At 43.5% G+C, this 24,564-nt stretch carries 28 protein-coding genes; 8 read left to right on the top strand and 20 right to left on the bottom strand.

Annotated features, from left to right (window positions below; all coding sequences use genetic code 11):
* Nucleotide 1 precedes the first annotated feature (1 nt).
* The 4 genes from LZG75_RS04275 to gspG are packed head-to-tail and all read right to left on the bottom strand — an operon-like array spanning nucleotide 2 to nucleotide 2,064.
* The gene (locus LZG75_RS04275; protein WP_233925253.1) at nucleotides 2-724 is read right to left on the bottom strand and encodes a prepilin-type N-terminal cleavage/methylation domain-containing protein; all 723 of its coding nucleotides are present in this window, start codon (nucleotides 722-724) and stop codon (nucleotides 2-4) included.
* On the bottom strand, nucleotides 721-1,134 hold the full coding sequence (gspI, locus tag LZG75_RS04270; protein WP_233925254.1) for a type II secretion system minor pseudopilin GspI: 414 nt from the start codon (nucleotides 1,132-1,134) through the stop codon (nucleotides 721-723). The genes LZG75_RS04275 and gspI overlap by 4 nt, the downstream gene beginning before the upstream one ends.
* Nucleotides 1,131-1,631 carry a prepilin-type N-terminal cleavage/methylation domain-containing protein gene (locus LZG75_RS04265; protein ID WP_233935561.1) on the bottom strand — a complete coding sequence of 167 codons (501 nt, stop codon included), beginning with the start codon at nucleotides 1,629-1,631 and terminating at the stop codon, nucleotides 1,131-1,133. Before LZG75_RS04265 ends, gspI begins: the two co-directional genes overlap by 4 nt.
* Nucleotides 1,609-2,064: a type II secretion system major pseudopilin GspG gene (gene gspG / locus LZG75_RS04260; RefSeq protein WP_255696520.1), complete on the bottom strand. Its 456-nt coding sequence runs from the start codon at nucleotides 2,062-2,064 to the stop codon at nucleotides 1,609-1,611. Before gspG ends, LZG75_RS04265 begins: the two co-directional genes overlap by 23 nt.
* Before the next feature lie 83 nt (nucleotides 2,065-2,147).
* Between gspG and LZG75_RS04255 the strand changes: the two genes are divergently transcribed.
* On the top strand, nucleotides 2,148-2,915 hold the full coding sequence (locus LZG75_RS04255; protein ID WP_233925256.1) for a hypothetical protein: 768 nt from the start codon (nucleotides 2,148-2,150) through the stop codon (nucleotides 2,913-2,915).
* 51 nt (nucleotides 2,916-2,966) lie between these two features.
* Nucleotides 2,967-3,437, top strand: a complete 471-nt coding sequence (locus tag LZG75_RS04250) for a hypothetical protein (RefSeq protein ID WP_233925257.1) — start codon at nucleotides 2,967-2,969, stop codon at nucleotides 3,435-3,437.
* Here the strand turns inward: LZG75_RS04250 and LZG75_RS04245 are convergent.
* Both LZG75_RS04245 and LZG75_RS04240 read right to left on the bottom strand, forming a co-directional pair.
* Complete coding sequence (locus tag LZG75_RS04245) at nucleotides 3,434-3,709, bottom strand: hypothetical protein (RefSeq protein WP_233935557.1); 276 nt, start codon at nucleotides 3,707-3,709, stop codon at nucleotides 3,434-3,436. The genes LZG75_RS04250 and LZG75_RS04245 overlap by 4 nt on opposite strands.
* Nucleotides 3,709-4,080: a TetR/AcrR family transcriptional regulator gene (locus tag LZG75_RS04240; RefSeq protein ID WP_233935555.1), complete on the bottom strand. Its 372-nt coding sequence runs from the start codon at nucleotides 4,078-4,080 to the stop codon at nucleotides 3,709-3,711. Before LZG75_RS04240 ends, LZG75_RS04245 begins: the two co-directional genes overlap by 1 nt.
* Before the next feature lie 196 nt (nucleotides 4,081-4,276).
* Between LZG75_RS04240 and LZG75_RS04235 the strand changes: the two genes are divergently transcribed.
* The 3 genes from LZG75_RS04235 (at nucleotide 4,277) to LZG75_RS04225 (ending at nucleotide 8,117) form a co-directional block, all read left to right on the top strand.
* Nucleotides 4,277-6,346 (top strand): glycoside hydrolase family 5 protein, encoded by a 2,070-nt coding sequence (locus LZG75_RS04235; RefSeq protein ID WP_233935553.1) that lies wholly within the window; start codon nucleotides 4,277-4,279, stop codon nucleotides 6,344-6,346.
* A gap of 82 nt (nucleotides 6,347-6,428) precedes the next feature.
* Nucleotides 6,429-6,878: a DUF2844 domain-containing protein gene (locus tag LZG75_RS04230; protein WP_233925261.1), complete on the top strand. Its 450-nt coding sequence runs from the start codon at nucleotides 6,429-6,431 to the stop codon at nucleotides 6,876-6,878.
* Between the two features lie 30 nt (nucleotides 6,879-6,908).
* Nucleotides 6,909-8,117, top strand: a complete 1,209-nt coding sequence (locus tag LZG75_RS04225; protein ID WP_233935551.1) for a DUF3443 family protein — start codon at nucleotides 6,909-6,911, stop codon at nucleotides 8,115-8,117.
* A 14-nt stretch (nucleotides 8,118-8,131) separates the two neighbouring features.
* On the opposite strand, the gene LZG75_RS04220 is transcribed toward LZG75_RS04225, so the two are convergent.
* From LZG75_RS04220 to LZG75_RS04200, 5 genes are read right to left on the bottom strand one after another with little or no spacing between them, the layout of a single operon-like run.
* Nucleotides 8,132-8,437 (bottom strand): hypothetical protein, encoded by a 306-nt coding sequence (locus tag LZG75_RS04220; RefSeq protein ID WP_233925265.1) that lies wholly within the window; start codon nucleotides 8,435-8,437, stop codon nucleotides 8,132-8,134.
* A gap of 8 nt (nucleotides 8,438-8,445) precedes the next feature.
* Nucleotides 8,446-8,700 (bottom strand): MoaD/ThiS family protein, encoded by a 255-nt coding sequence (locus LZG75_RS04215; protein WP_233925266.1) that lies wholly within the window; start codon nucleotides 8,698-8,700, stop codon nucleotides 8,446-8,448.
* An 18-nt stretch (nucleotides 8,701-8,718) separates the two neighbouring features.
* Nucleotides 8,719-9,978 carry an NAD(P)/FAD-dependent oxidoreductase gene (locus LZG75_RS04210; protein WP_233935549.1) on the bottom strand — a complete coding sequence of 420 codons (1,260 nt, stop codon included), beginning with the start codon at nucleotides 9,976-9,978 and terminating at the stop codon, nucleotides 8,719-8,721.
* A gap of 8 nt (nucleotides 9,979-9,986) precedes the next feature.
* Entirely contained in the window at nucleotides 9,987-11,834 is a 1,848-nt protein-coding gene (locus LZG75_RS04205; protein WP_233925268.1) for an aldehyde ferredoxin oxidoreductase family protein, read from the bottom strand.
* Between the two features lie 20 nt (nucleotides 11,835-11,854).
* Nucleotides 11,855-12,331 (bottom strand): 4Fe-4S dicluster domain-containing protein, encoded by a 477-nt coding sequence (locus tag LZG75_RS04200; protein WP_233925269.1) that lies wholly within the window; start codon nucleotides 12,329-12,331, stop codon nucleotides 11,855-11,857.
* Nucleotides 12,332-12,508: 177 nt separating this feature from the next.
* On the opposite strand from LZG75_RS04200, the gene acsF reads away from it, so the two are divergent.
* Nucleotides 12,509-13,585, top strand: a complete 1,077-nt coding sequence (gene acsF / locus LZG75_RS04195) for a magnesium-protoporphyrin IX monomethyl ester (oxidative) cyclase (protein ID WP_233925270.1) — start codon at nucleotides 12,509-12,511, stop codon at nucleotides 13,583-13,585.
* Nucleotides 13,586-13,587: 2 nt separating this feature from the next.
* On the opposite strand, the gene hemN is transcribed toward acsF, so the two are convergent.
* From hemN to LZG75_RS04180, 3 genes are read right to left on the bottom strand one after another with little or no spacing between them, the layout of a single operon-like run.
* Nucleotides 13,588-15,024, bottom strand: coding sequence for an oxygen-independent coproporphyrinogen III oxidase (gene hemN / locus LZG75_RS04190; RefSeq protein WP_233935547.1), 1,437 nt, complete (start codon nucleotides 15,022-15,024; stop codon nucleotides 13,588-13,590).
* 54 nt (nucleotides 15,025-15,078) lie between these two features.
* Nucleotides 15,079-16,350 (bottom strand): DEAD/DEAH box helicase, encoded by a 1,272-nt coding sequence (locus LZG75_RS04185; RefSeq protein ID WP_233935544.1) that lies wholly within the window; start codon nucleotides 16,348-16,350, stop codon nucleotides 15,079-15,081.
* Nucleotides 16,351-16,401: 51 nt separating this feature from the next.
* Nucleotides 16,402-16,995 (bottom strand): hypothetical protein, encoded by a 594-nt coding sequence (locus LZG75_RS04180; protein WP_233935542.1) that lies wholly within the window; start codon nucleotides 16,993-16,995, stop codon nucleotides 16,402-16,404.
* 143 nt (nucleotides 16,996-17,138) lie between these two features.
* Here LZG75_RS04180 and LZG75_RS04175 point away from each other — a divergent pair, with 143 nt between their 5' ends.
* On the top strand, nucleotides 17,139-18,329 hold the full coding sequence (locus LZG75_RS04175; protein ID WP_233935540.1) for an MFS transporter: 1,191 nt from the start codon (nucleotides 17,139-17,141) through the stop codon (nucleotides 18,327-18,329).
* Here the strand turns inward: LZG75_RS04175 and LZG75_RS04170 are convergent.
* From LZG75_RS04170 to LZG75_RS04160, 3 genes are all read right to left on the bottom strand, one after another.
* Complete coding sequence (locus LZG75_RS04170) at nucleotides 18,326-19,195, bottom strand: tetratricopeptide repeat protein (RefSeq protein ID WP_233935537.1); 870 nt, start codon at nucleotides 19,193-19,195, stop codon at nucleotides 18,326-18,328. The genes LZG75_RS04175 and LZG75_RS04170 overlap by 4 nt on opposite strands.
* An 85-nt stretch (nucleotides 19,196-19,280) precedes the next feature.
* A complete protein-coding gene (locus LZG75_RS04165) occupies nucleotides 19,281-20,045 on the bottom strand; it encodes a VOC family protein (RefSeq protein WP_233935535.1) in 765 nt (254 codons plus the stop codon).
* A gap of 74 nt (nucleotides 20,046-20,119) precedes the next feature.
* Nucleotides 20,120-20,944, bottom strand: coding sequence for a substrate-binding domain-containing protein (locus LZG75_RS04160; RefSeq protein ID WP_233935527.1), 825 nt, complete (start codon nucleotides 20,942-20,944; stop codon nucleotides 20,120-20,122).
* A gap of 76 nt (nucleotides 20,945-21,020) precedes the next feature.
* Here LZG75_RS04160 and LZG75_RS04155 point away from each other — a divergent pair, with 76 nt between their 5' ends.
* On the top strand, nucleotides 21,021-22,046 hold the full coding sequence (locus LZG75_RS04155) for a helix-turn-helix transcriptional regulator (protein WP_233935525.1): 1,026 nt from the start codon (nucleotides 21,021-21,023) through the stop codon (nucleotides 22,044-22,046).
* Nucleotides 22,047-22,050: 4 nt separating this feature from the next.
* Here LZG75_RS04155 and LZG75_RS04150 read toward each other — a convergent pair whose 3' ends face one another.
* From LZG75_RS04150 to LZG75_RS04140, 3 genes are all read right to left on the bottom strand, one after another.
* Nucleotides 22,051-23,076: a DUF6352 family protein gene (locus tag LZG75_RS04150; RefSeq protein ID WP_233935523.1), complete on the bottom strand. Its 1,026-nt coding sequence runs from the start codon at nucleotides 23,074-23,076 to the stop codon at nucleotides 22,051-22,053.
* A gap of 87 nt (nucleotides 23,077-23,163) precedes the next feature.
* Entirely contained in the window at nucleotides 23,164-23,463 is a 300-nt protein-coding gene (locus LZG75_RS04145) for a hypothetical protein (protein WP_233924842.1), read from the bottom strand.
* 3 nt (nucleotides 23,464-23,466) lie between these two features.
* Entirely contained in the window at nucleotides 23,467-24,546 is a 1,080-nt protein-coding gene (locus tag LZG75_RS04140; protein WP_233924843.1) for a formate dehydrogenase subunit gamma, read from the bottom strand.
* Nucleotides 24,547-24,564 lie beyond the last annotated feature (18 nt).

The following is a 24,564-nucleotide window of genomic DNA, read 5'->3' as shown; positions in this document are numbered from 1 at the left end:
CTTATAAACTAGTTCCCGCTAAACAAGATCTAGTAATAGGAAAGGGCATAGTTTTAAGGCCCCAGCGCATAGCAATACCATTTAATAATTCGTTTTTTTCTGCTGGGTCAGTTGATGTAGTTTGGGTGCCTGGTGGATTAGCACTGGTTGGCGTACCCGACCCACCAGGTGTAGTTGGTGTCGTTGGAGTAGTTGGTGCTGCTTGATTTCCTTGTCCCGCTTGGGTGGCACTTGGGTTACTAGTTAAGACTTGGGCTTGCTGACTAACTACTTCTGGTATCTCAAGACTTACTTTCATTTCGGTTGAAAGTAGATCGGGATCACTCAAAATAGCTTGCCATACCGTCAACGCATCTGCTCTGCCTTTCAGAGGCCTACTAGTCCAACGTTGCAAACCCGCTGGAGTCATGCCAAAACCCACGATCATCCAGGCATCAATATTATCGAGTCGATAGCGGCGTACCCACCAAACATTTTTTGTACCTGCGGCATATGGCTTAACACCCAATTCTGAATTGCTTAACATTTCTTGGCAATCTCGCTCAAACTGCCGAACCAATTGCACATAGCCAGCATCTTGAGTAGATCGACGATCAATCGTCTCGCGTCCGCGAATCATGGCATCCATGCCGCGCCATGCCATTAAGCCAACGACGGCCATAATGATTAGCGCTACCAATACTTCTACTAGCGTAAAACCTGCATCATTAACGCGCAGTTTCACAAGACACCGCCAGTTGGGTTGGCCACCACCGTAACTAACCAAGCTAAGCGTGGGCCATTAGACTCGGTAGCACTTGCCTGGCTGGCTAGGTAAACCGTAATTTCAACTCGTCGAAAGGCTGGATTGGGGGTGGCCAATACTTTGCGCTGACAAACCAAGATTATTGATACTTGTGGGCAACTAAATGAGCTGGTGCCCAAATCAGGCCAAATTTTTTTCATACGAATTTCGTTTAGTGCATCATCAGCACTCCATAGGGCCATGGTCCGTTGTGAAATTGCCAGCTGCGTATCGGCACTGTATGCCACTGCTCGTAAGGCTGCAATTAAGGCGACGCTTAAAATAATTAAGCCTACCAATACCTCAACTAATATAAATCCATTTTGCTTAGGTGAACTTTGCTGGTTCATGGCGACTCCCAACTAAAACGCCCGTTACTGGCGCGCACTAAGGTCGCAAAACGCCTATCTTGTTGAATTGGAATACGCATGGCTGTGGTCACAGACTCAGCGCCTAAAGTTAGTTGGATTGGACTGACGATCACTGGTTTAGCCCAAACCTTCGCCTTATAGGCATCCGGAATAAATGTGGCAGGAGTATTCGCTTCAGCCATTGGATTTACATTTAGTGGTCGGCTAAAACGCCAACCGGTTTCATCAATTTGCGCCAACATGGAAGACCCACTCATCAGGCTTTCATCCTGAGCTGCATTCAGTGAGGCCACTAATTGATCGAGGTTATCGCGCCAATAACGTTCATCATGATTCGGAATTGTCAGCACTGCAATTCCTAACATCACCGCCACAATTGTGAGGGCTAGCAACAGCTCGATTAAAGTAAATCCACTTTCAGCAGAAGAACACTTAATTAAGCCCCTACTTTTTTTACCAATTCCCAATATCCGCATCGGTTCCGGTTCCGCCCGGCTTGTTGTCTGCCCCATAACTCAAGATATCAACTTCACCTTTAGTCCCAGGGTTACTGTACTGATAAGGATGGCCCCAAGGATCATTTGGTAATAAATCTAAATAGCCACCCGTTTTCCAATTTTGTGGCACTGGCTCAGCACTAGGGCGAGTAACGAGTGCCTTGAGGCCTTGCTCGGTAGTGGGATAGCGGCCAATATCTAAGCGATATAGTTTTAGTGCTTGGGATAAGGTGCCAATATCATGTTTAGCAGCGGTCACGCGCGCCTCATCAGGACGCCCCATAATGCGGGGCACTATTAAAGTAGCCAAAATACCAATAATGGCTATAACAACCATAATTTCAATTAAAGTAAAGCCGGCCTCGCGCTTTTTGCAATCAATACGCGCCTTGTTTAGATTGGGGCTGACCAGTGCTGTAGGTAGTTTAAGTAGGTATTTCAAAAGGGGCTCTCAATCAATTAAACTGAATGAATATTATAAGGATTAATTCTAATTTGAGCGAATTTCTGCATCGTCTTCAAGAGCGTCTAAAAAAGCGCTCTGCTAGCGCTACTGATAGCTCTGGCACAGGGCGCTTACCCTTGTCTTGGGCAGAGCGTTGGGCGTCTTTTAATCACTTCGCCCAGCAACTACTGACCGCAAGCAAACAATCTCTGACTAAAAATGGTTTTAATTCTGATTTAAATAAATCTAGCATTATTTTACAGTTAAAGCTGTTTGCTAAAAATTATCTTAAACCAAGCCCAGTTATTCATAGCCTTACTTATCTGGGCATGTTAATTACTATTGCTTCAGTGACTTATTGGCTGATGCATTTATCACAAATTCCCAGCCCACCAGAGGCTCTAAGCAAAAATGCTAAAGGGGCTGTACTTTATAGTAATCAAGGTAGTGCTGAGAGTTATGCACTGTTTGGTAGCAAACCTATCGCAACCGACAATATCATCTTACGCGGTGTTGTTGTCACTGATAAAAATAAAGATGGTTTACTGCAAGGCTTTGCCCTCTTTGAAATTGATGGCAAACCGACTGGCGCTATTGCAGTTGGTGAAAGTTTAGGCAAAGGACTGATGTTGCAAACTATCACCACAGAAACTGCAACTTTGCTCTATCAAGGCAAGCGGCTCAACTTTAGTCTGAATAAATCAAATAAAGATAAACAAGCGAATAATTCTAGTAACGGATCTAATAGTGGTACAGCAGCAGTACCCAAGGCTCGTGCAATTCCTAATGTCTCACCAAAAACAGAATTACCAAAATAGCTAGCCCGCTTAATGATCTGTTTACGCTTCGCTATATCTTTTATATTAAGCATGTTAGGCCTATTAGCCTGTAACTCAGTCTATGCGCAAGCCGATACTTTTATTGGACTACTTGAGCCAAGTGCAAAAAACGAATTGTGGCTTAACCCAGGTATGGTCACTTACCACTTTCAAACTGATCAAAACCTCAATGGCGCTAACTGGGGCGCAGGGGCTGAGTATCGCTTCTCTACGGTATCTTCAATCACAGCCGGCCGTTTTTATAATAGTAATAATGCTTATTCTAATTACGCTGGCATCTACTACCAACCCCTAGCGATTGGGCCAATTAAAGTTGGCGCTGTTATTGGTGGCTTTAGTGGTTATTCATCAACGAATAATGGCGGATGGTTTCCAGCTGCAATTCCCGCGCTCACTTGGGAAGGGGATTGGGTTGGGGCTAATGTTTTTATTATTCCTACTATCGGTGATCGAGTGCATGGTGGAATTTCTCTGCAACTGAAATTTAAAGTGTTTAGCTAAGCCTGTCCTTTGGCCTTACCAAATAAACCAACTCCAAATTCACAGACATATTTTTTATGCTCTGCTGAACCTGCAATCGGATCATTCTCTAAAAATGGACTCCGAATAACAGCCTGAAATGCCCTAAGGGCTAAGCGGCATTCATTTTCATTCATTATTCTGAACGTATTGGTTACATTATCTTGCGCCAACTGCAGAAGCGCGGGAATGACAGAATCCATCACTTTATTTAATTCTTCAGGTTTTTTAGATACTTTTAATAAAAGTCTCATCAAGAGCTTATATTTTTTACCCGTATGTTTTTTTTGTTCAGGCGCGCAAAAAGTAGATCAACAATAGTGCCTATAACTGGGCCAATCTCTTCATACGGGGTAAATTGCTGGATGATTTCTTCCGCATGAAGGGCGACCTTACGCAAATGGCGATCAATAAAAATAAATGCAAATAGTGAGTTGAGTGCGCCAAAATAACGGTAAAAGGTGCCAATAGAGTAACCCGACTTAGAGGCCAATTCTCTTGCAGTAGGCATCCCATCACTGTCTTTTTGCATCAAGTCATCAGCGGCTTGAGTAATGTCGATAAAGGTTTTTTCAGCACGTAACTGCAGTGATTTTTTATACTCAAATTCCTGAATTTCTTTCATATTGAGCCATCATAACCAAAATTACGCATATTTGAAGATGAACATGCTGCAGATTAGTGCAAAGAAAGGATGAGAGCCATATATATATTGGGTCTCAGGCCATCAAAAAAAAATGGAAAGTGAACTAGAAAAGCGTTGAAACGCACAAAATTGTAGGTAAATTCGAGGCTAGCATCAATTTTCTAAGGATAAAATCATGAAAAAAACGATCGGTCTTTTGATGTCTTTAGCAGCCTCGCTATTCTTGGTTGCTTGTGGCGGAGGCGACATGGGTTCGGCATCAACAGGTAATTCAGCAACGCCTACCTCAGTTTCAGCAGTTTCTGCGGCAGCAACTAATAGTTGTTTCAGCATTACAGCTCCAAGCACTAATCTGGGTCAATGGTGGACCAGCGGCTCATTTAATGTCACCAATACTTGCGCTACCGTACAAAGTGCTAGTGGTTTGCAAATTAAAATTGCTAGCAGTAGCACTGCTTTGGTAGGCTCTAAGTTTCAGCTGGACTCGATTAATGGCTTATATTTTCCGCCGCCAATCTATTGGGCCCAATCTACAGGGACGTTTATTACCAATAGTGTGGCCGGTAGTAAAGATACGGTCACCTTAACCTTAAATACGACTGGGTCGATTCAACCCAATACTTCAGCCACCGTATTTTATGGCTATAACCCCAATGGTACGACGCCAGGCGCAATCAGCTATACGGTTAATGGTGGTAGTACTCCGGTGACGCCAACCGGTGGTTCAATTGCTTTTAGTATTGATGCCACTGCGTTAAAGGCGGTTTGTGTTAGTGGTACAACCTGCAATATTCCGGTGATGCTGAGCGGGCCTAATAGTTATGCATCGACGGTTGCGACCATCGATAATAATAATGCCGGCACGGTTATTACGAACAATAATTTCACTCGACTAGCTACGGGCTCTTATACCCTTACTGTTGCTAGTAGCGCTTTACCTGCTAATGTCAGCTTTAGTGCTCCCGCAATTAACGTTACTGACAATAATACGGTGAATGAAGCTGCCCTCTTCACGGTTGCTAGTACACCCGTAGTTATCGGTTCTTATAGTGTTGGTGGTACGCTAAGCGGCTTGAATACAGGCTTAACAGTGGCGCTGAATAATAATGGTGCTAATTCACTGAGTCTTAGCTCAAATGGCGCATTTAAGTTTAGTACGCTAGTAGCCAATAACGCTAACTATGCAGTGACAGTTGGCACACAACCTAGCGGGCAAACGTGTACCGTTTCAAACGGTGCAGGTAAGGTAACTGCTAATATTACTACCGTTACTGTTTCCTGCACCACCAACTCAACGGGCTCTACCGGCGCAATTAAATACCGCGGTGTTAATTTAGCTGGCGCTGATTTTGGTGAAAGTAATTTACCTGGCACCTATGGTGTGGATTACACCTATCCAACCAATGCTGAAGCGACTTACTTTAAAAGTAAAGGCATGAATGTCATTCGCTTGCCATTCCGGTGGGAGCGTTTACAGCCCACTTTAAATGCAGCCCTTGACCCAACTGAACTAAATCGGATGCAGACTTTTGTTAACCAAGCAATTGCAGCAGGCCATACAGTTGTTTTAGATCCGCATAACTATGCGCGCTATAAAAACAATATTATTGGCGCCAGCTCGATTACAAATGCTAACTTTGCTGATTTTTGGGGTCGTTTAGCAACAGTGTATAAAAATAATCCAGCTGTCTTATTTGGTCTCATGAATGAGCCTAGCGAGATGTCCACTGAAACTTGGGTGGCAGCCGCCAATGCTGCAATTGTCGCAATTCGTAATGTTGGGGCTAATAATGTGATTCTGGTTCCTGGCAATGGCTGGACTGGTGCCCACAGTTGGGCGCAAAATTGGTATGGCACCGCAAATGCCGTTGCCATGCTATCGATCAAAGACTCTGCCAATAACTTGATGTTTGAAGCCCATCAATATCTAGATTCCAATAGCTCGGGAAATTCAGATATTTGTGTTAGCTCCACCATTGGGGCTGAGCGCTTAGTTACTTTTACCAATTGGCTACGCGCCAACGGCAAGAAAGGCTTTTTAGGGGAATTTGCTGGCGGCAATAATGCTACCTGTAATCAAGGCATTGCTAATATGCTCGCTTATATGGAAGCTAACGCGGATGTCTGGGCTGGCTGGACTTGGTGGGCTGCAGGCCCATGGTGGGGAGGCTATAAATTTACTATTGAGCCGAGTAATGGCGTAGATGACCCCAAACTAACCAATCTATTACCATATTTGAAATAAGTTGTAAATTCAGCATAAAATCTTAGCCTAAGATCTCATCCTTAGGCTAAGATTAGTTTTTATCTCATTTTGAAGTAATCCTATGAAAATCATACGAACTGCTTTAGTTACTATTTTTAGTATTTTTCTTTTAGTTTTACCGATGGTATCCCAAGCAGAATTAGGCGGTAATCTTGCTAGCATTAATCTAGAACAAAAAACTTTTGGGTCAACTCTGACCTCTTCACCGCAAGCTGGCTACACTATTTATTCGCAAAATATTAACCCCGGCTTAGTCATTAAAGAATATTTAACTAACAATGGCAATGTTTTTGCAGTGACCTGGAAAGGCCCCAACCTACCTAATTTTCAAGTGGTATTAGGGTCTTATTATTCAAACTACCTCACTGCATTGCAAAATAACCCGCGAGCGATTTTTTTTCAAGATGACAACATCGTGATTGAATCGGGCGGCGTGATGGGAGGGTATGTAGGGCGTGCCTATTTACCTAAGCAATTTCCAGCGGGTATGACATCTGCAAATATTCAATAGGCCATGCATTTAATGGCTATGGCTTTCCTATTGAGATGGCAATTCATGCGTGGCATGGCAATAATGGTATTTGCAGTCGTTTTAGTTGCCTGTGGTGGCAGTAGTACTAGTAGCTCATCCTCTAGTAGTAATCAAGATTCTCTGCCCAGTATTAACTTAGCGGCTAATTCAATTAGCGTTAATGTTGGTGCTGGGCAAGCAAAAAATATTAATACGCCTTATGTTAGTGTGACTATCTGCCAGCCTGGTACAAGTATTTGCAAGACCGTTGATAACATTCTGCTCGATACTGGCTCAACCGGCTTACGAGTTTTGGCTTCTACCATCACCTCTTTACAGCTCACCCAAGTAGTTGTCAATAATGCCCCTATTCTGGAGTGTGCCTCTTTCATCAGTGGTGATGCGTGGGGGCCCGTAAAGCTGGCCGATGTCAAAATGAGTGCAGAGGTAGCTAGCTCAATTCCGATTCAAATTTTGGCAGACCCTAGTTACAGCACCATTCCAAGTTCGTGTGGCGGTTCACAAGCCACCCAAATTTCAAACACCCTTAAAACTAATGGTATTTTAGGGGTTGGTTTATTCATTAGCGATACCCAAAGCTACTTTAATTGTGTGCCAACCACTTTAAATAATTGTCGAATCAGCCTAAGTCTCAGCCCTAATTTACAAGTTCAGAATCCGGTTTCTGCCTTTCCGGTCGACAATAATGGAATCATTATTAAACTTCCTACAGTTAGTGCCAATGGCGCAAGCCTCATTACCGGATCACTCACTTTTGGAATCGATACCCAAGCCAATAATTCCTCGAGTGGGTCTTATGTCATCCCCACTAATAGTAGCGGCCTATTTACTACTATTTTTAATAACACTACGTTTACTAGTAGTTTTATCGATAGTGGCTCAAATGGTCTTTATTTTCCATCTGGCAACTTAAGTTCTGTTTTGGTGAATTGCTCCTCGTATTCGTTAGCAGGTTTTTACTGCCCTGCCACCACTCAATCGTATTTGGCCGCCCTCACCTTAAAAAATAATATTCAGGGTAATGTCAGTTTTTCTGCTGCTAATGCGAAAACTTTAGTCGCTAGTGGCAACTATGCTTACAACAATATTACCGGGCAAATTGGTAATAATTTATTTGACTGGGGCCTGCCTTTTTTCTTTGGCCGCAGCGTCTATATTGGCATTACTGGGCGTACGAGCAACGCTGGTATAGGGCCTTATTACGCATATACAAATTAACTATTCTTTTAGCCTTAACCCCCACCCCTACGGGTATATAAATCAAATTTAGCCATTACCTGCGCTACTTGCTCTGCATTAAAAGCGTTCATTGCAAATGAAAAATTTACCACCAACACAGGAATTTTCAGTAAGGCAATTTGTTGGGAAGGTTTTGTGTGGGCGGCAATCAATAATCTGGGGCCGGGAACTTCATAATGCGTTTTATTATCGATTGCTACTGCAGTTGATTGTAGCAACTCACCCAAAGCATCTGGTAGCCAGCGAATTAAATCATCGGCAGAACAACCCATCACTCTTTGCACTTGAATTACAGTCACACTGAAAATTAACCGCCAGCAACGGGTGGGCAAATAGCTAAAGCATCATTTTCTTGCAAGACTGAACCGAGTCGCTCTTGGGGTGGAATATATTTACCATTAATCATTACTAAGTGGGCTTGAGGATGAGGAATGTGATGCAAGTCCATCACTTCACTGACTGTAGATCCATCAGGCACTTGAATAATCGCCTCAATTGTATTGATTTTATTGGCGGGCAAATAGCGATTGAGGCTGGCAAAAAGCTTGAGGGTAACTTGCATACGTAAAGCTTAATTCATTCAAGCAGATTGTGCTTGTCCTTTAGCTAAATATGCCTCTACTAGCTGGGTGGGGTCTTCTAGTAAAGTCTCTTTCCAGGCGCCTAAGGCAAGCTTCGTTTGAATTAGGCCCCGCAAGACTCCGACATGCTCGGTAAACCCTAAGCTAGTTGCGCCAATCAAAACATCACCTAAAAATTCTAACCGCAGGTATTTAAAACGCTGGGGATCACAAAGCTCTACGTGATCACCGCCTTTAGCGCCTGACCATAAGCCAAATGAAGAAGCAATTAAACCGAGGGTATCTAATACATTCACTTGCAAGGTGCCAATACTTTGCACCATCCCTCCAGTCATATTGATCGCAGCAACTCCGGCTTGCTCAGCAGCATTAGGTTGAATGGCATTAATCATGCGCTCACCAGTGAGAAAATCAACACTTTCAGTTACATCACCCGCTGCATAAATATCGGCAATCGAACTTTGCATTTGCTCATTTACTACAATTCCAGTTTTGATGTCTAGTCCCGAGTCTTTCAAAAAGGCAATGTTCGGGCGTACGCCTGCTGCTGAGATCACTAAATCAACTTCAAGTGTCTGTCCATTTGAAAGTTTTACAGCTAAACCTGCTTTGCCTTGGGTAATAGCCTCAACCTTAGTATCGGTAAATACGGTGATACCTTTAGCTTGCACCCATTTTTTGATGAGAGCGCCCGCCATTTCCGTCATCATGCGCGGCACCATCCGGTTTCCCATTTCAACTACGGTTAGTTCAACTTCTCTACTGGCCAATGCCTCTAGAATGATGCAACCAATAAAACCTGCGCCCATTTGTAATACTCGTGCCCCAGGCTTGGCTAAGGCATGAATCGCCCGTGCATCCTCTAGTGTCCAACAATGGTGAACCCCTGGAAGGTCAATACCAGGTACAGGCGGTAGCACAGGCACTGAGCCAGTGGCAATCAGCAACTTATCAAAATTGATTTTTTGTGGTTTTTTATTACCTTCTTCAACTTGCAGTGATTTACTTTTGGCGTCGAGTGAAAGCACTCTGCCCTGTACTTGCTGTATTTTGAGCCGTTCAAAGTGATTGGCAGTTTTCCGCAAATACGTTCCCGATTCGTCAATATTGCCAACCAATAAATAAGGAATTGCCATGCGAGAATATGGTGGCGAGAGCTCATCACCAATTAGGATAATCTCGTCCGCAGGACAACGCTTGCGAATCGTCTCTGCTGCAATTACGCCAGCTGGCCCATTGCCAATAATGACATGCTTCATGGGGCTACTTAAAGACCTAAACGCTTGCGAGTATCGGCATTAATTTGCCCATCGCTATCCCAGCCACGAATCTTGTAATACTGCGGTAACATCTTGCCCAAGCCGCTGACTGAACCCTTACCAGGTCCAGTTTTTGCAGCTTCAGACATTAAACGCTTGGGTAGCTTATCGTCTTTACTAGTAAAGCCAGCACGATTATTAAAATCACGCTCCATATTCCAAATCCGCTCGCCAATTAAAGTTAAATTTTCAACTGTAAATTCATCTCCACAGGCTGCTTGAAGTTGGGGCGCAACATCGGCTAGTGTCCAAGCAAAGCTAGTAAAAATACAGAGTCCAGCAGAATCAAAGGCAGCAGTAGCATCTTGAAAGGCTTTTACCAACTCAGGCTTACCATCCGTATCAGCAGGCTCTGTTTTAACAGGAATGCCTAAAACTTCAGAGGCGATAGTGTAACCACGTAAATGACATGCGCCCCGATTCGAAGTGGCATAGGCCAAGCCAATACCCTGAATCACCCGCCCATCGTAAGCGGGAAACTCTTGCCCTTTGACGCTCATCGATAAATCGGGTTGGCCATATTTCGCTGTCAGCCGAGCAGAACCTAAGGCAATTTCTTTACCAAAGCCAATTCCTTGCGCAGTAATTTCAGCAAAGTGGCAAAGTGCTTTGACCGAACCAAAAGGCGCTTCAATACCGAGTTGCTCTTTGGTCAAGACCCCCATTTCATACATTTCCATCACTGCGCCAACTGTAGCACCAAAAGTAATCGGGTCAAAACCGTCTTCATTACAAATCATATTGGCATACTGCAAAGCCTCAAGATCATTGACACCATTAGCTGCGCCCAAAGCCCAAGCAGCCTCATATTCAAGGCCGCCCGAGGTATTCTTATATTGCGGTTTATTTTCAATCGTGAAATGAGATTCATCTATTTGCGAAATACGACCACAGGCAATCGTGCACGCAAAGCAAGCTTGAGTTGTTACCAAATGTGATTTTCCATCTGAGTCACGTTCAACTGCCATCGCTTCAGCTGAAATATCTTTTGCGCCTTCAAATTGCACATCTTGATGATTACGAGTTGGTAGGGCTCCCACCTCATTAATTACATTCATTAATACTTGGGTGCCATAAGTCGGTAAACCTTGGCCGGTTACAGCGTGCCCGGCTAAAACCGCTTTACCAGCATTTACTGCCGCCATAAAGGCTTTGGGGTTTTTAATATTGCCAACCCCTTTGGTACCACGCACTGCCAGCGCTTTCAAATTCTTGCTACCCATCACAGCGCCAACGCCAGAGCGGCCTGCAGCGCGATGCAAGTCATTGACGATAGCGGCAAAATATACTTGATTTTCACCAGCACGCCCAATGCAGGAAACCCGAATTTGGGGATCTTGATGTTTAATTTTGATCGCTGGCTCGGTTTCCCAAACCGTCTTGCCCCACAAATCACCTGCGTCTACTAATTCAGCGCGATCATCTTCGATATATAAGTAGACAGGCTTAGGCGACTTGCCTTCAAAAATAACCATGTCCCAACCAGCCATTTTTAATTCAGCACCTAAATACCCGCCTGAATTAGAACAAGCAATTGCACCAGTTAAAGGACCCTTGGTAACCACCGTAAAACGCCCACCAGTAGAGGCCATGGTGCCTGTTAACGGCCCAGTTGCCCAAATAATTTTATTTTCAGCTGATAAAGGATCGACCTTCGGATCAACTTCATCGACAAAATATTTTGTGGCTAAGCCCCGTGAACCTAAATAGGTTTTAGCCCACTCCATATTCAAAGGCTCAGACTTGCAAGTGCCTTTAGTTAAATTAACGCGTAGTAGTTTCCCAGCCCAAGACATAGTATTTTCCTATTCAATAATTAGTTAGTACTAGCTTGATTGCCAAGCTTATCGGCCCATGCGCGCATGCGATCGAGCCCTGTCCAATCGGCATCTACATAAGTAATAGCTTCGGTTGGACACGCTGTAGCGCAAGCTGGGTCACCAGAACACAAGTCACACTTTTGTACCTTACCAGTATCCTGCACATAATTAATCGTGCCAAAAGGACAAGCAATTGTGCAAACTTTGCAGCCCACACAGGTGTCCTCAGAGACTACTTTTGCGCCCGTTACTAGATCAATGGAAATGGCATCTACCGGGCAAGCCTTTAAACACCATGCCTCATCGCATTGAGTACAGGTATAGGGTACCTTTACCCCAGTGTTGTGAAAATCAAAGACCCGAATGCGGGATTTAGAAGGATTAAAGATCCCATAATGTTCATAACTACAGGCCATTTCACACTGGAGGCAACCCGTGCATTTATCAGCATTAATCAGTAAAGACTTTTGCATTTCTAATCCCTTGTTTATTTGAAAAATAAGCTATTTATGCAATATTCTGCCAATATAAAACAAATGGGAAGCTAGTAGTAACCCTAGTAAAACAAGCCCTATCTTTTTGACCTACATCAAACGCCTTCAATAGCGTATTAGCTACATTAAAACCTCGTCCTTAGTAGCTAGGAAGACATGCAAACTGTAAAAGAAATTGAATCGGCAGCTGACGCCGCCCGAAGGGCGGAGGTGAATAACTTAATTAGCCCTCGTTTTTATAAGACCGACTATGCGTATATGGATAGGCTGAATATCGAACCCGTTCGAGCAGAGTGGGACATGATGATGAAAGAATATGAAGGTGACAATAATCAAGATCATTTTCAGCGCGATGAGCAGTTTGTCGCCGAAGTTGCTCGATTAGTTCCCCAACTTAATCCCGAATTAAGGCGTGAATTTCTTGATTTTCTGGTAACGTCCCTAACCTCAGAATTTTCTGGCTGCGTGCTGTATAACGAGATTCGCAATCATGTTGATAACCCCGATATTAAACAATTAATGGCGTATTTAGTGCGCGATGAATCACGTCATGCAAGCTTTATCAATTCGTCACTTAAAGATTTTGATTTAGGTGTAAATCTAAGCGAATTAAAGAAAAATAAAGCTTATACCTACTTTAAGCCGAAATATATATTGTATGCAACATATCTATCTGAAAAAATTGGGTATGCGCGTTACATTACGATCTTTAGGCAACTAGAAAAAAATCCAGATAAACGCTTTCACCCTATTTTTCGCTGGTTTGAACGCTGGTGCAATGATGAATTCCGTCATGGCGAATCATTTGCCCTCATCATGCGTGCTGATCCAAAATTATTGCAAGGTACTAATTTATTATTCATTCGCTTCTTTTTATTGGCGGTATATGCCACGATGTATGTCCGCGATCACACGCGCCCTGCACTAAAACATGCAATGGGGCTTGATCCTACTCAGTACGATTACGCAGTATTTAAAATTACTAGTGAAATTTCGAAACAAGTATTTCCGATCTCTTTGGATATTGATAGTCCTGCATTTCGCCAAGGGATGAATCGACTATTTCGCATTGCTGAAAAATATTATGCGGCACGGGAAAAGGGAGGGATCTACGCATATTTCCAGCGAGGTGGATATGGGTTAGCGGGCTTTATGACCTTCGTTGGCATGTATTTCATTCCAGTGAAACGTCATAATCTACCTCAGCAAATTCGGATAGCGGCAGCCTGGTAATTTCAGACTACTTTTGAATAGGACCCCATGGTCAGGGATTCACGCAAATGTCGATCGAAAGCCATTGCCACCCGCCGTACCAATAAGCGCCCGCTCATGGGCACCATTAAAGAGTCGCCATGCCATTCAATTAAACCAGAATCTTCGAGATAATTTAGGTCGGACTCTTCATTGACAAAATACGCGTCGAAATCAATTGCATGTTTTTGCGAAAATTGACTAGCATCGATCTTAAAGTGGCACATGAGTTGCCCAATTAAATCGCGTCGCACTATATCATCTTCGGATAAACGCATGCCCCGCAATGTAGGCAGGCGATGTTGATCAAGCAAAGCGTAATACTCATCTAAAGTTCTTACGCTCTGAACATAGCAATCGTCAACTTTACCTATAGCTGTTACTCCAAATGCCAACATATTGCACTCGGCTTGTGTAGAGTAGCCCTGGAAATTGCGATGTAAACGACCTTCTTTTTGCGCGATTGCTAGCTCATCATTCGGTTTGGCGAAATGATCCATGCCAATAAAGATATAACCTGCTTGCATTAACTGGTCAATGGTACTCGACAAAATTTGCAGTTTATCTACCGCATTCGGTAAATCACCTGCGACAATACGGCGTTGCGGCTTAAAAATATGCGGTAAATGGGCATAACTATAAACTGATATGCGCTCTGGATTCAGCGCGATTACGGCTTGCACTGTTGCTACAAAACTGGCAGGCGTTTGCTTTGGCAGGCCATAAATCAAATCAACACTACGCGAAGTAAAGCCATATTTACGCGACCAATTCAGCACCGACTGAGTCTCTTCTAGGGTTTGAAGCCGATGAATTGCCTGCTGAACCTCGGGATTGAAATCTTGCACTCCCAGACTAATGCGGTTAAAGCCTAACTCAGCAAGCAATTTAATATCGGCTTCAGTTACTCGACGCGGATCAATTTCAATTGAGTATTCCCCGTTTTGCTGAAATTCAAAATGGTTTTTAATCGAGGTCATTAATTCCCGCATTTCAGAGTGAGACAAAAAGGTCGGTGTGCCACCGCCCCAATGCAGTTGACTAATAGGTAATTTTTGCTCGGGAGCCAGCTCCATCGCCTCACAAACAGCAGCCATTTCTTTGGCTAGATATTTAATGTACTTAGCGCTACGCCCATGATCCTTCGTAATAATTTTGTTACAAGCACAGTAATAGCAAATATTAGGACAAAATGGTAAATGCATATAGAGCGAAAAAGTCTGCTCGTTTAATGAAATTCGCTTTAATGCTAAACGATAATCAACCTCAGTAAAATCTTTATGGAAACGATCGGCGCTAGGATATGAGGTGTAGCGCGGACCATTAATATCAAATTTTTTTAATAGCGCAGGCTCTAATAAACTAGTTCTCGCACTAGCTAAGCCAACTACTTGATGAGAAGCTGTTATTAATTGGTCCATCCCATTCTTTGTAGCAGAATAAGAGTGGGTTGATTTTGATTTAAATCAAAATTCTTATCTCGATGTCGGCCTTTTTTGCCGTCCTTTTGATTGGGTGATCTGCGAGTTAGATGAATTTTTAGGCTTCGCTTTGGCTTGAGGTCTCGCTTGGCGCGTAGCCTTTATGGGCTGCACACCAATACTGGGATCAACTTCAAAGCCTGTAATAATTTCTTGCGGAATAGTTTGTTTTGTTAATTTCTCGATATCTTTTAGCAGCCCCAATTCATCGATACAAACTAATGAAATCGCCACCCCATTCGAGCCAGCGCGGCCCGTTCTCCCTACTCGATGGACATAATCTTCAGGAACATTGGGTAAATCGTAATTAACTACATGGGGCAGTTGATCAATATCAATACCCCTTGCTGCTATATCGGTTGCTACTAAAGCAGTAATTTTTCCAGACTTAAAATCAGCCAAAGCTTTAGTGCGGGCGGATTGACTTTTATTTCCATGAATAGCCATGCAAGTAATGCCATCTTTCTCAAGCTGCGTGACGAGCTTGTTAGCACCATGTTTTGTCCGCGTAAAGACTAGCACCTGCTGCCAATCATTCGCTTTAATGAGGTGGGCTAATAGCGCCTGTTTTTTATTTTTATCGACTGGATAAATTTTTTGCGTAATCGCTTCGTGGGTACTATTACTGCGGGCAACTTCAATTAAGGCTGGCGACTTTAGTAAGGTATTGGCTAGCGCTTTAATTTCGGTTGAAAATGTAGCAGAAAATAATAGGTTCTGACGTGCTTTTGGTAAGGTTGCCAAAATGCGTTTAATATCGGGTAAAAATCCCATGTCTAACATGCGATCCGCTTCATCTAAAACAAAAATTTCTATTGCCTTTAGTGAGATATGACCTTGTCCCATTAAATCGATTAAGCGACCAGGCGTAGCCACTAAAATATCGAGGCCATTCTTGATTGCATTAATTTGTGGATTAGCACCGACACCACCAAAAATAACCGCTGATTTCAGTCCAGTGTATTTGCCATAAGTTAAAACAGATTGCTGTACTTGCGCCGCAAGCTCACGCGTTGGAGTCAAAATTAAAACTCGGATTTGACGCCGCACGCTTGCTTGAGGTAGCTTTGAATCTATCAGTCTTTGCAAAATAGGTAAGGTAAAGCCCGCAGTTTTTCCTGTGCCTGTTTGAGCTGCCGCCAGCAAATCGCCGCCTTTTAAAACAGCTGGAATTGATTGAATTTGAATTGGGGTAGGCGTTGTATAGCCTTCTTCTTGTACCGCGCGCAAAATGGGAGCAGATAAAGCAAGTTCATTAAATAACATGGGGGCCGATAAGTGATTACTGCAATTGAATTGGCCATTTTAAGCGATTAACTAATTTGGCCAATCAGCTGCAGGTAATCCTGCGAAGGGAGCGGTAAATATTTGGCGCTTCATCAAAAATGATTGGGGCACTGGATTGCCGGTTTGGTACTCAATAATCCAAAAATAATCATAAACATCATCTGGCCAAGTAGTAGGTACCCCCACCATTTGATCTAAATTAAGTAATTGCCGCAAAGTGACTTTTTCGCCAGCAAACTCAGCTTCTAGGGCGGCGCTGGCAATATGAAAATGCTCCCAAATCATCAGTACCGTCTTATCTTCATACTGAGCGCTAAATAGTAAGTCCTCTGCTACTGCCTGATTGCGCACATTCTGTACTGCCATATGCGCTCGATCTATGCCTGCTTCTGCCCAATAAGCTAACATCGGCATATTCCAACTAGCAGCAATTGGCGCCATTGTTTCAATTGTATGTAAGGTCATTACCATTAATGCAGCAGGCCGTTCTTTTCCAATGAATAATGATTGTTTGGCATTCTGACCTAGATATTGCGCTGCAAGCGCTTGGGCGCGTAATTTGCCTATTTCAGAAAGGCTAGGGGCATCTAATTTTTCCGAATGACGCGCAATAATAATTTTCATAATAAGTAAAATAGTATCAAAAATTGAGATTAATAAAAATCGGTTACATTCTTAGTTATGCAAAAACCACAGACAATAACAATTAAAGAATGGGGACCTCAGAATAATCTGCATTTTATAGGGGTTTATAGGTCACAATTCGCATGAAAGCGCACGCGACTCTGCTCAATAAAAACTTAGTTTTACTAATTATTTGCCAAGGGCTTTTCTTAACCAATAATGTTACTTTTATTGCTATTAATGGCTTGGTTGGTCTCAGCTTAAGCCCATCAGCTTGGATGGCCACTTTGCCGATTATGGGCTATGTCGTTGGCGGTGCACTCTCCACCTCTATCGTGGCCAAAACTCAACATCAATTTGGGCGACGTCGCTCCTTTCAATTAGGTTTATTGATTGCGATTATTTCAGCCCTGATTTGTGCCTACGCCGCAATTTCTAATAATTTCTGGTTACTCATTGCAGGCACATTTGTGGCGGGGTATTACAGTGCCAATGGGCAGTTGTATCGTTTTGCGGCCGCGGAGTTAACTGTTGCAAGCTTACGCGATAAAGCGGTATCGTGGGTTTTAGCGGGGGGTATATTGGGTGCCGTAGTGGGCCCAAATTTAGCCTCATGGACTAAAAATAGTTTTTCTGTGCCTTTTTTAGGCGCCTATATAACACTTGCCATTGCAGGTACGGTGGGTATTTTAGTGATGCAATTTATTCACTTTCCTGGTGAATTGAAATCGCAGCAACCCCTTTCCGCTGGTCGTAGCTTGAAAACTATTTTGTTACAACCCGTATTTTTAGTTGCTACTATTGGCGCCTCACTTGGCTATGGTGTAATGAACTTACTAATGGCAGCTACACCGTTAGCGATGCAAATTTGTGGCTTACCGTTTACTGATACCGCCCTCGTTTTAGAGTGGCATGTAATTGGTATGTTTGCCCCAGGTTTTTTTACTGGCTCTCTCATTCAACGCTTTGGCGCCATCAAAATAATGGGGGTTGGAGTAATACTCAATTTAATCTGTATCGCTATTGCCTCGACTGGCACCGACCTACACCAATTTTTATTAGCGCTTTTCATACTCGGAGTAGGTTGGAATTTTTTATTCACCGGCTCTACCACCTTAGCGATGACCGCTTACCGTCCCGAGGAAAAAGATAAAGCCCAAGCAGCAATCAACTTTTTTGTCTTCGGCACAATGGCTTTTACATCCTTCGGCTCGGGAGCAATGGTCACCACTCAGGGCTGGGAACTCTTAAATCTGGGATCTCTCATTCCTGTAATGGTGACTGGGTTGGCCTTAATTTGGCTCAGAGTAAAAAAATTAACTCCCCAGCCTTAAACGTCATCCATAAAACTACCGCCTCCGCCACTATCGTCCCAATCTGAATTACCTGCGTTACCCGAGTCTTCCCAGGTGCTAACGTCGCGCACGCCAAAATCGGTATTATCTCGCCCTGCTTGAGCTGGCTGGATATTGCCAGAGGAATCCCGATTACCATGTTCGCCACCCATTAAATGACTAGCTAAAGCCTGCCCAGCGACCATGCCAGCCCCTAAGGCTGCCCCAGTTGCTAAACTGCCCATGAGGCCAGAACCCCCAAAGCCAGTGCTTGGTGCGCCAGCGGGGCCATTAGGGTTGCCAGGGCCTCCCGGACCATTAGGTCCTTGCCCACCAGGGGGGTTTGGTGCCAAACCGCTCTGCGGGCCATTACCTAATGCCGCCGCATTTGCTTGTTCGCGCTTTCTTTGCTTCATGAAATAAATCAAGCCGCCAACTAAAACCACGATTAATAGCCAAAAAATCGGGCTACTAAAGATCGAGGCAGACGCCCCCGCATTACCCCCTAAATTCGTACCTGAAACCTTTGCTCCAGACGCCAATTGCGTTCGCAGCTTTTGGACTGAGTCAACCTGCGCAAAAGGCAAACCAGGGGCAAGTATCTCGGCTCGAGCAAGTTCCGCACGACCTTCATCCAAACGCCCCTCTTTCAGCCTTAATTCAGCCAAGATAAAGTGCGCTTTAGCGCTATTGGGGTGAGTTTGTAATACGCCCTTCATCATGGCATCTGCTTGTGCGTACTGCCCTGCCTCAATCTTTTGATAAACCTCATGCAAACTGGGCTCATTCGCGAGCGCAAATACACTGCTGCTGAAAATTAAAGCGGCTAACAGGCTGGCAACTAAGGGAAATTGGGCTAAGCGCATACGAGTTCCTTTTCTTCAATCGGAGAATAAGTTAAAAAATACTCCTTTTTAATGAAATTAGAAATACCCTAAATTTAATAGGGATTTACTGCTTAATAGGGGTAGCGCGCAGCATGACTTGGTTTATGCGTAACTCCGCTGGCTGACCCTGCTGCACCAAGACAAAGTCAATAATTTGTGCGACCTGCATCTTTTCCTGGTACTCAATTTTCAAGACACAATTGGGCAAAAGAAGTTGCAGCGGCCCTAATTCTTGACTGGCGGAATTGAATGCATCTGCTTGATTATCTAACTTCTCTAGTTGCAAGAGTTTTTTTAAACTAGACAAAGTTTTCCGAGGATTTGCTGAGCCTAAGGTAATACTTTGCAAATGGTTGAATAGATTCGGATGTTGTTGATCAGTATTGACCCAAACAAAATCGGGGGTCAAGTGCTCACAAAAATAAATCCGTAAGCCTGCAATCGGCTGTTGAGAAAACCGTACTGTCTTAAAAAAGGCCTGCTTGATCTCATTGCCAACCTGCGCAGGTCGCGATAAATCTTGTACTGCATTTGGCACAAAGCCTGCTTCATTAAGTGACTTAAAACAAGCTGCGGCATTGTTGGTACGAAATACTAAGGCATCTAGACCAAACGCTAAATTCGCAATTTCTGCGCGTTGAGGTAGCGTTCCCGCCTCCCAACCCAAGATCTCTAAATAGGTCGAATCCAGCACAATTAACTGGTTTGATGAACCTAAATTGTGAGTAGACTTCGCGCTGAGATGAAAGCCAAGATCACTAAATTGCTTGGCAACCAAACTCATTTGGTCTCTTGCCATTATGACTAAATGGTCAAATTCATACTGCATAGGGGGCTCTTTTTGCCGTTCGAGTCCTTAATACTAAATCAATGCCACTAAACCTCCTAGACGGCTAAATTGCATTATCTTCCCGCATTGGGAAAAAATAATTGCTGACCCCCAATTTTATAAGCAGCAATTGCATCCTGGCCTGGTTTGGAAATGAGCCAATCGATAAAGGCTTGACCCTCGGCTTTTTTCACTTGGGGATATTTCATGGGATTAACTAGCATGACACCATATTGATTAAATAAACTAGGGTCGCCTTCAATCAAAATATCTAAATCGCCCCGATTTTTGAATGACAACCATGTGCCACGATCAGCCAAGATATAACCATTCATCGCGGAAGCCGTATTTAATGCTGGGCCCATCCCAGAGCCTGTTTCTTTATACCAATTCAGATTCGAATTAACTGCAATGCCAGCATCTTTCCAATAGCGTAACTCTGCTGCATGCGTACCACTTTTATCGCCACGAGAAACGAAGGGGGCTTTGGCCTCAGCAATTTTTTGAAAAGCAACTTTAATATCCTTGCCGCCAGCAATTTTTGCGGGGTCGCTCTTAGGGCCAATCAAAATAAAATCGTTGTACATCACTTCATAGCGTTTGGTAGAAAATCCTTCGTCGATAAATTTTATTTCAGCTGGTTTATCGTGAACAAATACCACATCAGCATCACCGCGACGGCCAATATCAAGTGCCTGCCCAGTCCCAACTGCAACAATTTTTACCTGGATGCCAGACTGCTTTTGAAAAATCGGCAAAATAGATCCAAATAAACCCGATTGCTCTGTTGACGTCGTTGACGATACAAGGATGCTTTTATCCTGTGCAAAGCTGGGATTTACAAAAAGGGTTGCACTCCAAATGGCAACTATAAGATAACGATAGGGATTTGATTTCATCTGATTATGAGGGCCTTATTCATTTCAAGTTAATATGCTTTCATCATACAAAACTTCAATATGAAATAAATTACATATGCGCATACAAATTAGGCCCACCCTTCTGATTAACAATAAGGGCTCAAAACGGCTTGATTCAATTGATTTGGTATGGCTAAGTGACCTTCTCCAAGATATTGAAAGGGAGTCGACCTTAATGGGCGCAGCTAAGCGGGCGGGCAGCTCCTACCGTACGCTGTGGAATAAATTAAATGAAATAGAGTTGGTACTGAACGAAAAGCTCGTTGAGCGTATTAAAGGCCATGGTTCAACTATCAGTCATTTTGGGCTTTTTTTAATTCAATTTGTAGCCCAAATGCAAAGCCGCTATAGTGAATATAGCGAAAACTATCTAACCACCTTATCCCAAGAAATGGCTGCCTATCAGTTAAAACAGGGCAAAAAATGGCTGCTATTTTCTAGTAGTGATCCCATTATTCAACAAACTATTGCTAAATTCAGCAGCTTTGAGCTTCGGGTAGCGGGCTCTGGCGAATCACTGGAACGTCTCCTGAATCACGAGGCCGACATTGCGGGATACCATGTTTCTGATCCAGAAAATTCTCGCATCATTCATCAGCGCCTCATTAAAGCTGGTATGCAAGTAGTGCCAGTGATGAAACGAATCCAAGGTTTAATTGTGCAAAAGGGCAATCCGCTGAATCTGACCTCCATCAGTGACTTGACCAAGCCAAAAGTCCGTTTTATAAATCGCCAAAGAGGCTCGGGTACCCGCTTATTGCTGGATTCTTTATTGGCTGAAAAAGGCCTTAATCCAGAGAAAATTAAGGGCTATAACAATGAAGAATTTACCCACTCAGCTGTTGCCAGTGCGATCTTAGCCAACAAAGCCAATGTTGGCATTTCCGTTAAAAATATTGCGCTAGAAAATAAACTGGGTTTTATCTACCTTAAAGATGAACTATTTTTTCTGGCGATGCGTAAAGAATTGGCTGTCAACAAGGAGGTCAGCAAATTGATTAGCAACATTAGAAATTATGCGGGCATTACCGAAGGTTATAAATCTTTAGGCGCCAAGGTGCAACTACATGACTGGATTTAAATACTTAAGAAACTGGTGCAAGCGGGAGATTAAATAACAGATTCTGGGGTTTGAGCTTGAGAAGCTTGTCGTGATTCATGGCCATACCCAAATAAACGGGTTTGCCAGTTAACTCAGGAAGAGCCACATTAGGACTGATAAAATCTAAACGAAATAAACAAATTAACCGAGCAATACTATTCGCCTCCACCATGTCTTTGTTATAGAGTGCATTTAAGATTTCAGTAGAAGCAGCATCTAAGCCAACATGCCAGACCCACTGTGGATCATTAATTGCTGCTAAAGGGGTAATCTTAACCTCGATACCTAAAAAGTGATTAAGCCATTGGGCAAGTAATTTACTGAAATGCTCAACAGCCGTTTGCCCAAAATTTAACGGTATTGCAAAATCATAATTACTATCTCGCGTCCAATACAAATCGATATTATCTTCATGCAATACATCTAGATCGATCGATTTCATTGTTACAGTCGTTTGTTTGAGTAAATCAACAATATTGGCAAACTCTGGGGCCTGGGCATTGCGCTCTATGGTTTCGTGATCAGCACTCATCACCAAGCCGTCTTCTAATACGGTCATTTTTTGCGACCGAAAAAATAATTCCGCTACCCTAGCATCCATCGCGCTTGGCTTGTCACCCAAAATATGCCGCATAAAAATTTGGACTAGTTGATTAACAAATAAAGGCGGTACATCTACCCCATCGCCAGCAAATAAGCCTAAATAAAACGATTCTAATGACGATGCAGTAAGTAATTTAGTGCGATAACGTAACCAAATACGATAATTTTCTTGAATATCACTATCCATCATTTCAGCTATCTCAGTCTCGCTAACAGCGGCGCGAGGATTTTGCGTTAAGCGCTGATGGAGCAACTTTTCTACGGCACAAGATTCAGGTACTAAATTCAGTTCATCCCGAAGTAAATAGGTACGTAAAAAATCATCGGTCACCAATAATTGATTATCTGCACTAACTTGCAAGGTTTTATAGGCACACTGCGGCCAGTAATTTATTGGTGCATTCACTTCAATGGTCTCGAGCAGAAAGCGCTAAGCATAAAGCATGTCCTGCCAACCTGATGGTAGCAGGGGGATCTATCAGGGGGGGGCTGGCTATTTCTTAGTTGGGGCAGCAGCAGGTGCGGCAGGTGCTGCAGCAGAAACTGCAGTGGGCGGTACAAAAGGCGGCACTTCAGCACAAGCTGCGGGTGCTGGGGTTCCAGCAACTTTAAATCGATTCGCTAAGGTATTTTGCACCATACACAGCTTGAATGCGCCAACTTTATCACCATAAGCGGTCTTCGCTTTTGCTAAATCAGCTGCTGCTTGTTGCTCTGGCGTTAAGGGTGGGAGCATGGCCAACACCGTGCTGGCGCTGAAGGCACAAATGACGAATGCAATGATTTTTTTCATAGCTCAACCTTTATTTAAATCGTTGTACCAAATTTCATGATGCTCTTTAGCCCAAGTAGCATCGACATAACCAGTTTTCATACCATCGATAGAACCCTGCATACCAATGGTACCAATATAGATATGACCAAAGGCCATAGCGGTCATGAGCAATGCAGCGGTACTATGAATAATGTCGGCAATTTGCATCGTGCCGCGCCAATATTCAATCGCAATAAACGGCACAATCATATCTAAGACCCAGCCCGAAGCCGATACGGTGAGCCCCAGAATAACCATTCCGAACCAAAACCAGATTTTTTCACCGCAATTAAAGAATCCCGCAGGGATATGTTTTCCTGAAAGCATGCCACCGAAACCAGTTAGCCATGCCATATCCCCTTTTTCAGGGATATTTTTACGCACGAACAAGAAGAAGAAAATGACGATGCTAAGCGTAAATAATGGGCCACTAAAGTTATGGATATTTTTACATACTAATAAAAATAATCCGTAGGTCACACCGCCCATGAGAGGCATCACAAAATATTTACCATACAAAATCATTAAACCAGTAAAAGCGAGGCCCACAAAACTAAATGCCATGGTCCAATGAATAATTCGATCGAGCAAACTAAAGCGCTTAATTTTGCGTCCCGACATGGGTTCATGCAGCTTAATTGAGCCCTTGAGAATAAACATTGCGAGGATGCCACCCAACGCTAATGCTAAAAGCCATGCGCCATAAACGGTAATGACACCGTTACGAATTAAGCGCCACTGTTGTCCAGATTTTTGAATCAAAACACCCGCTTGTTTATCGGGAATACTCACATAATTAACCGCATCGCTATTGGCAGTATTCCAAATCGGTGCATTATTGCCCGGTTGATTCTGGTTGGCCTTACGCTCTGCTTCAATCGTGGCATTTGGCGCACGGCCTACATCCATAATATTGGCTGACTCTACTTTCGGTAAGGCGGCAGGAGCGGGAGTTGCTGCTGGCGCAGTCGGCTGAGCGATGCTAGTTCCAGCAAGCAGGGCAAGGCAAAAGCCTGCTGGAAGCAACCAGGAACGAAAAGAAGCGCTTACGGTTTGATTCATGCAAAATCCTTCACGGCA

The sequence above is a fragment of the Polynucleobacter sp. IMCC30063 genome (assembly GCF_021395235.1).
Classification (GTDB): domain Bacteria; phylum Pseudomonadota; class Gammaproteobacteria; order Burkholderiales; family Burkholderiaceae; genus Polynucleobacter.
The sequence above is the reverse complement of the archived record's forward strand: the minus strand, read 5'-3'. Positions and strand labels throughout refer to the sequence as shown.

Bases quoted from the DNA above. Each gene is read 5' to 3' on its own strand.
- gspI (WP_233925254.1), bottom strand. From the start codon at position 1,134: ATGAACCAGCAAAGTTCACCTAAGCAAAATGGATTTATATTAGTTGAG.
- LZG75_RS04265 (WP_233935561.1), bottom strand. From the start codon at position 1,631: ATGCGGATATTGGGAATTGGTAAAAAAAGTAGGGGCTTAATTAAGTGT.
- LZG75_RS04250 (WP_233925257.1), top strand. From the start codon at position 2,967: ATGTTAGGCCTATTAGCCTGTAACTCAGTCTATGCGCAAGCCGATACT.
- LZG75_RS04245 (WP_233935557.1), bottom strand. From the start codon at position 3,709: ATGAGACTTTTATTAAAAGTATCTAAAAAACCTGAAGAATTAAATAAA.
- LZG75_RS04240 (WP_233935555.1), bottom strand. From the start codon at position 4,080: ATGAAAGAAATTCAGGAATTTGAGTATAAAAAATCACTGCAGTTACGT.
- LZG75_RS04235 (WP_233935553.1), top strand. From the start codon at position 4,277: ATGAAAAAAACGATCGGTCTTTTGATGTCTTTAGCAGCCTCGCTATTC.
- LZG75_RS04230 (WP_233925261.1), top strand. From the start codon at position 6,429: ATGAAAATCATACGAACTGCTTTAGTTACTATTTTTAGTATTTTTCTT.
- LZG75_RS04215 (WP_233925266.1), bottom strand. From the start codon at position 8,700: ATGCAAGTTACCCTCAAGCTTTTTGCCAGCCTCAATCGCTATTTGCCC.
- LZG75_RS04210 (WP_233935549.1), bottom strand. From the start codon at position 9,978: ATGAAGCATGTCATTATTGGCAATGGGCCAGCTGGCGTAATTGCAGCA.
- LZG75_RS04205 (WP_233925268.1), bottom strand. From the start codon at position 11,834: ATGTCTTGGGCTGGGAAACTACTACGCGTTAATTTAACTAAAGGCACT.
- LZG75_RS04200 (WP_233925269.1), bottom strand. From the start codon at position 12,331: ATGCAAAAGTCTTTACTGATTAATGCTGATAAATGCACGGGTTGCCTC.
- acsF (WP_233925270.1), top strand. From the start codon at position 12,509: ATGCAAACTGTAAAAGAAATTGAATCGGCAGCTGACGCCGCCCGAAGG.
- hemN (WP_233935547.1), bottom strand. From the start codon at position 15,024: ATGGACCAATTAATAACAGCTTCTCATCAAGTAGTTGGCTTAGCTAGT.
- LZG75_RS04185 (WP_233935544.1), bottom strand. From the start codon at position 16,350: ATGTTATTTAATGAACTTGCTTTATCTGCTCCCATTTTGCGCGCGGTA.
- LZG75_RS04180 (WP_233935542.1), bottom strand. From the start codon at position 16,995: ATGAAAATTATTATTGCGCGTCATTCGGAAAAATTAGATGCCCCTAGC.
- LZG75_RS04175 (WP_233935540.1), top strand. From the start codon at position 17,139: ATGAAAGCGCACGCGACTCTGCTCAATAAAAACTTAGTTTTACTAATT.
- LZG75_RS04170 (WP_233935537.1), bottom strand. From the start codon at position 19,195: ATGCGCTTAGCCCAATTTCCCTTAGTTGCCAGCCTGTTAGCCGCTTTA.
- LZG75_RS04165 (WP_233935535.1), bottom strand. From the start codon at position 20,045: ATGCAGTATGAATTTGACCATTTAGTCATAATGGCAAGAGACCAAATG.
- LZG75_RS04160 (WP_233935527.1), bottom strand. From the start codon at position 20,944: ATGAAATCAAATCCCTATCGTTATCTTATAGTTGCCATTTGGAGTGCA.
- LZG75_RS04155 (WP_233935525.1), top strand. From the start codon at position 21,021: ATGCGCATACAAATTAGGCCCACCCTTCTGATTAACAATAAGGGCTCA.
- LZG75_RS04145 (WP_233924842.1), bottom strand. From the start codon at position 23,463: ATGAAAAAAATCATTGCATTCGTCATTTGTGCCTTCAGCGCCAGCACG.
- LZG75_RS04140 (WP_233924843.1), bottom strand. From the start codon at position 24,546: ATGAATCAAACCGTAAGCGCTTCTTTTCGTTCCTGGTTGCTTCCAGCA.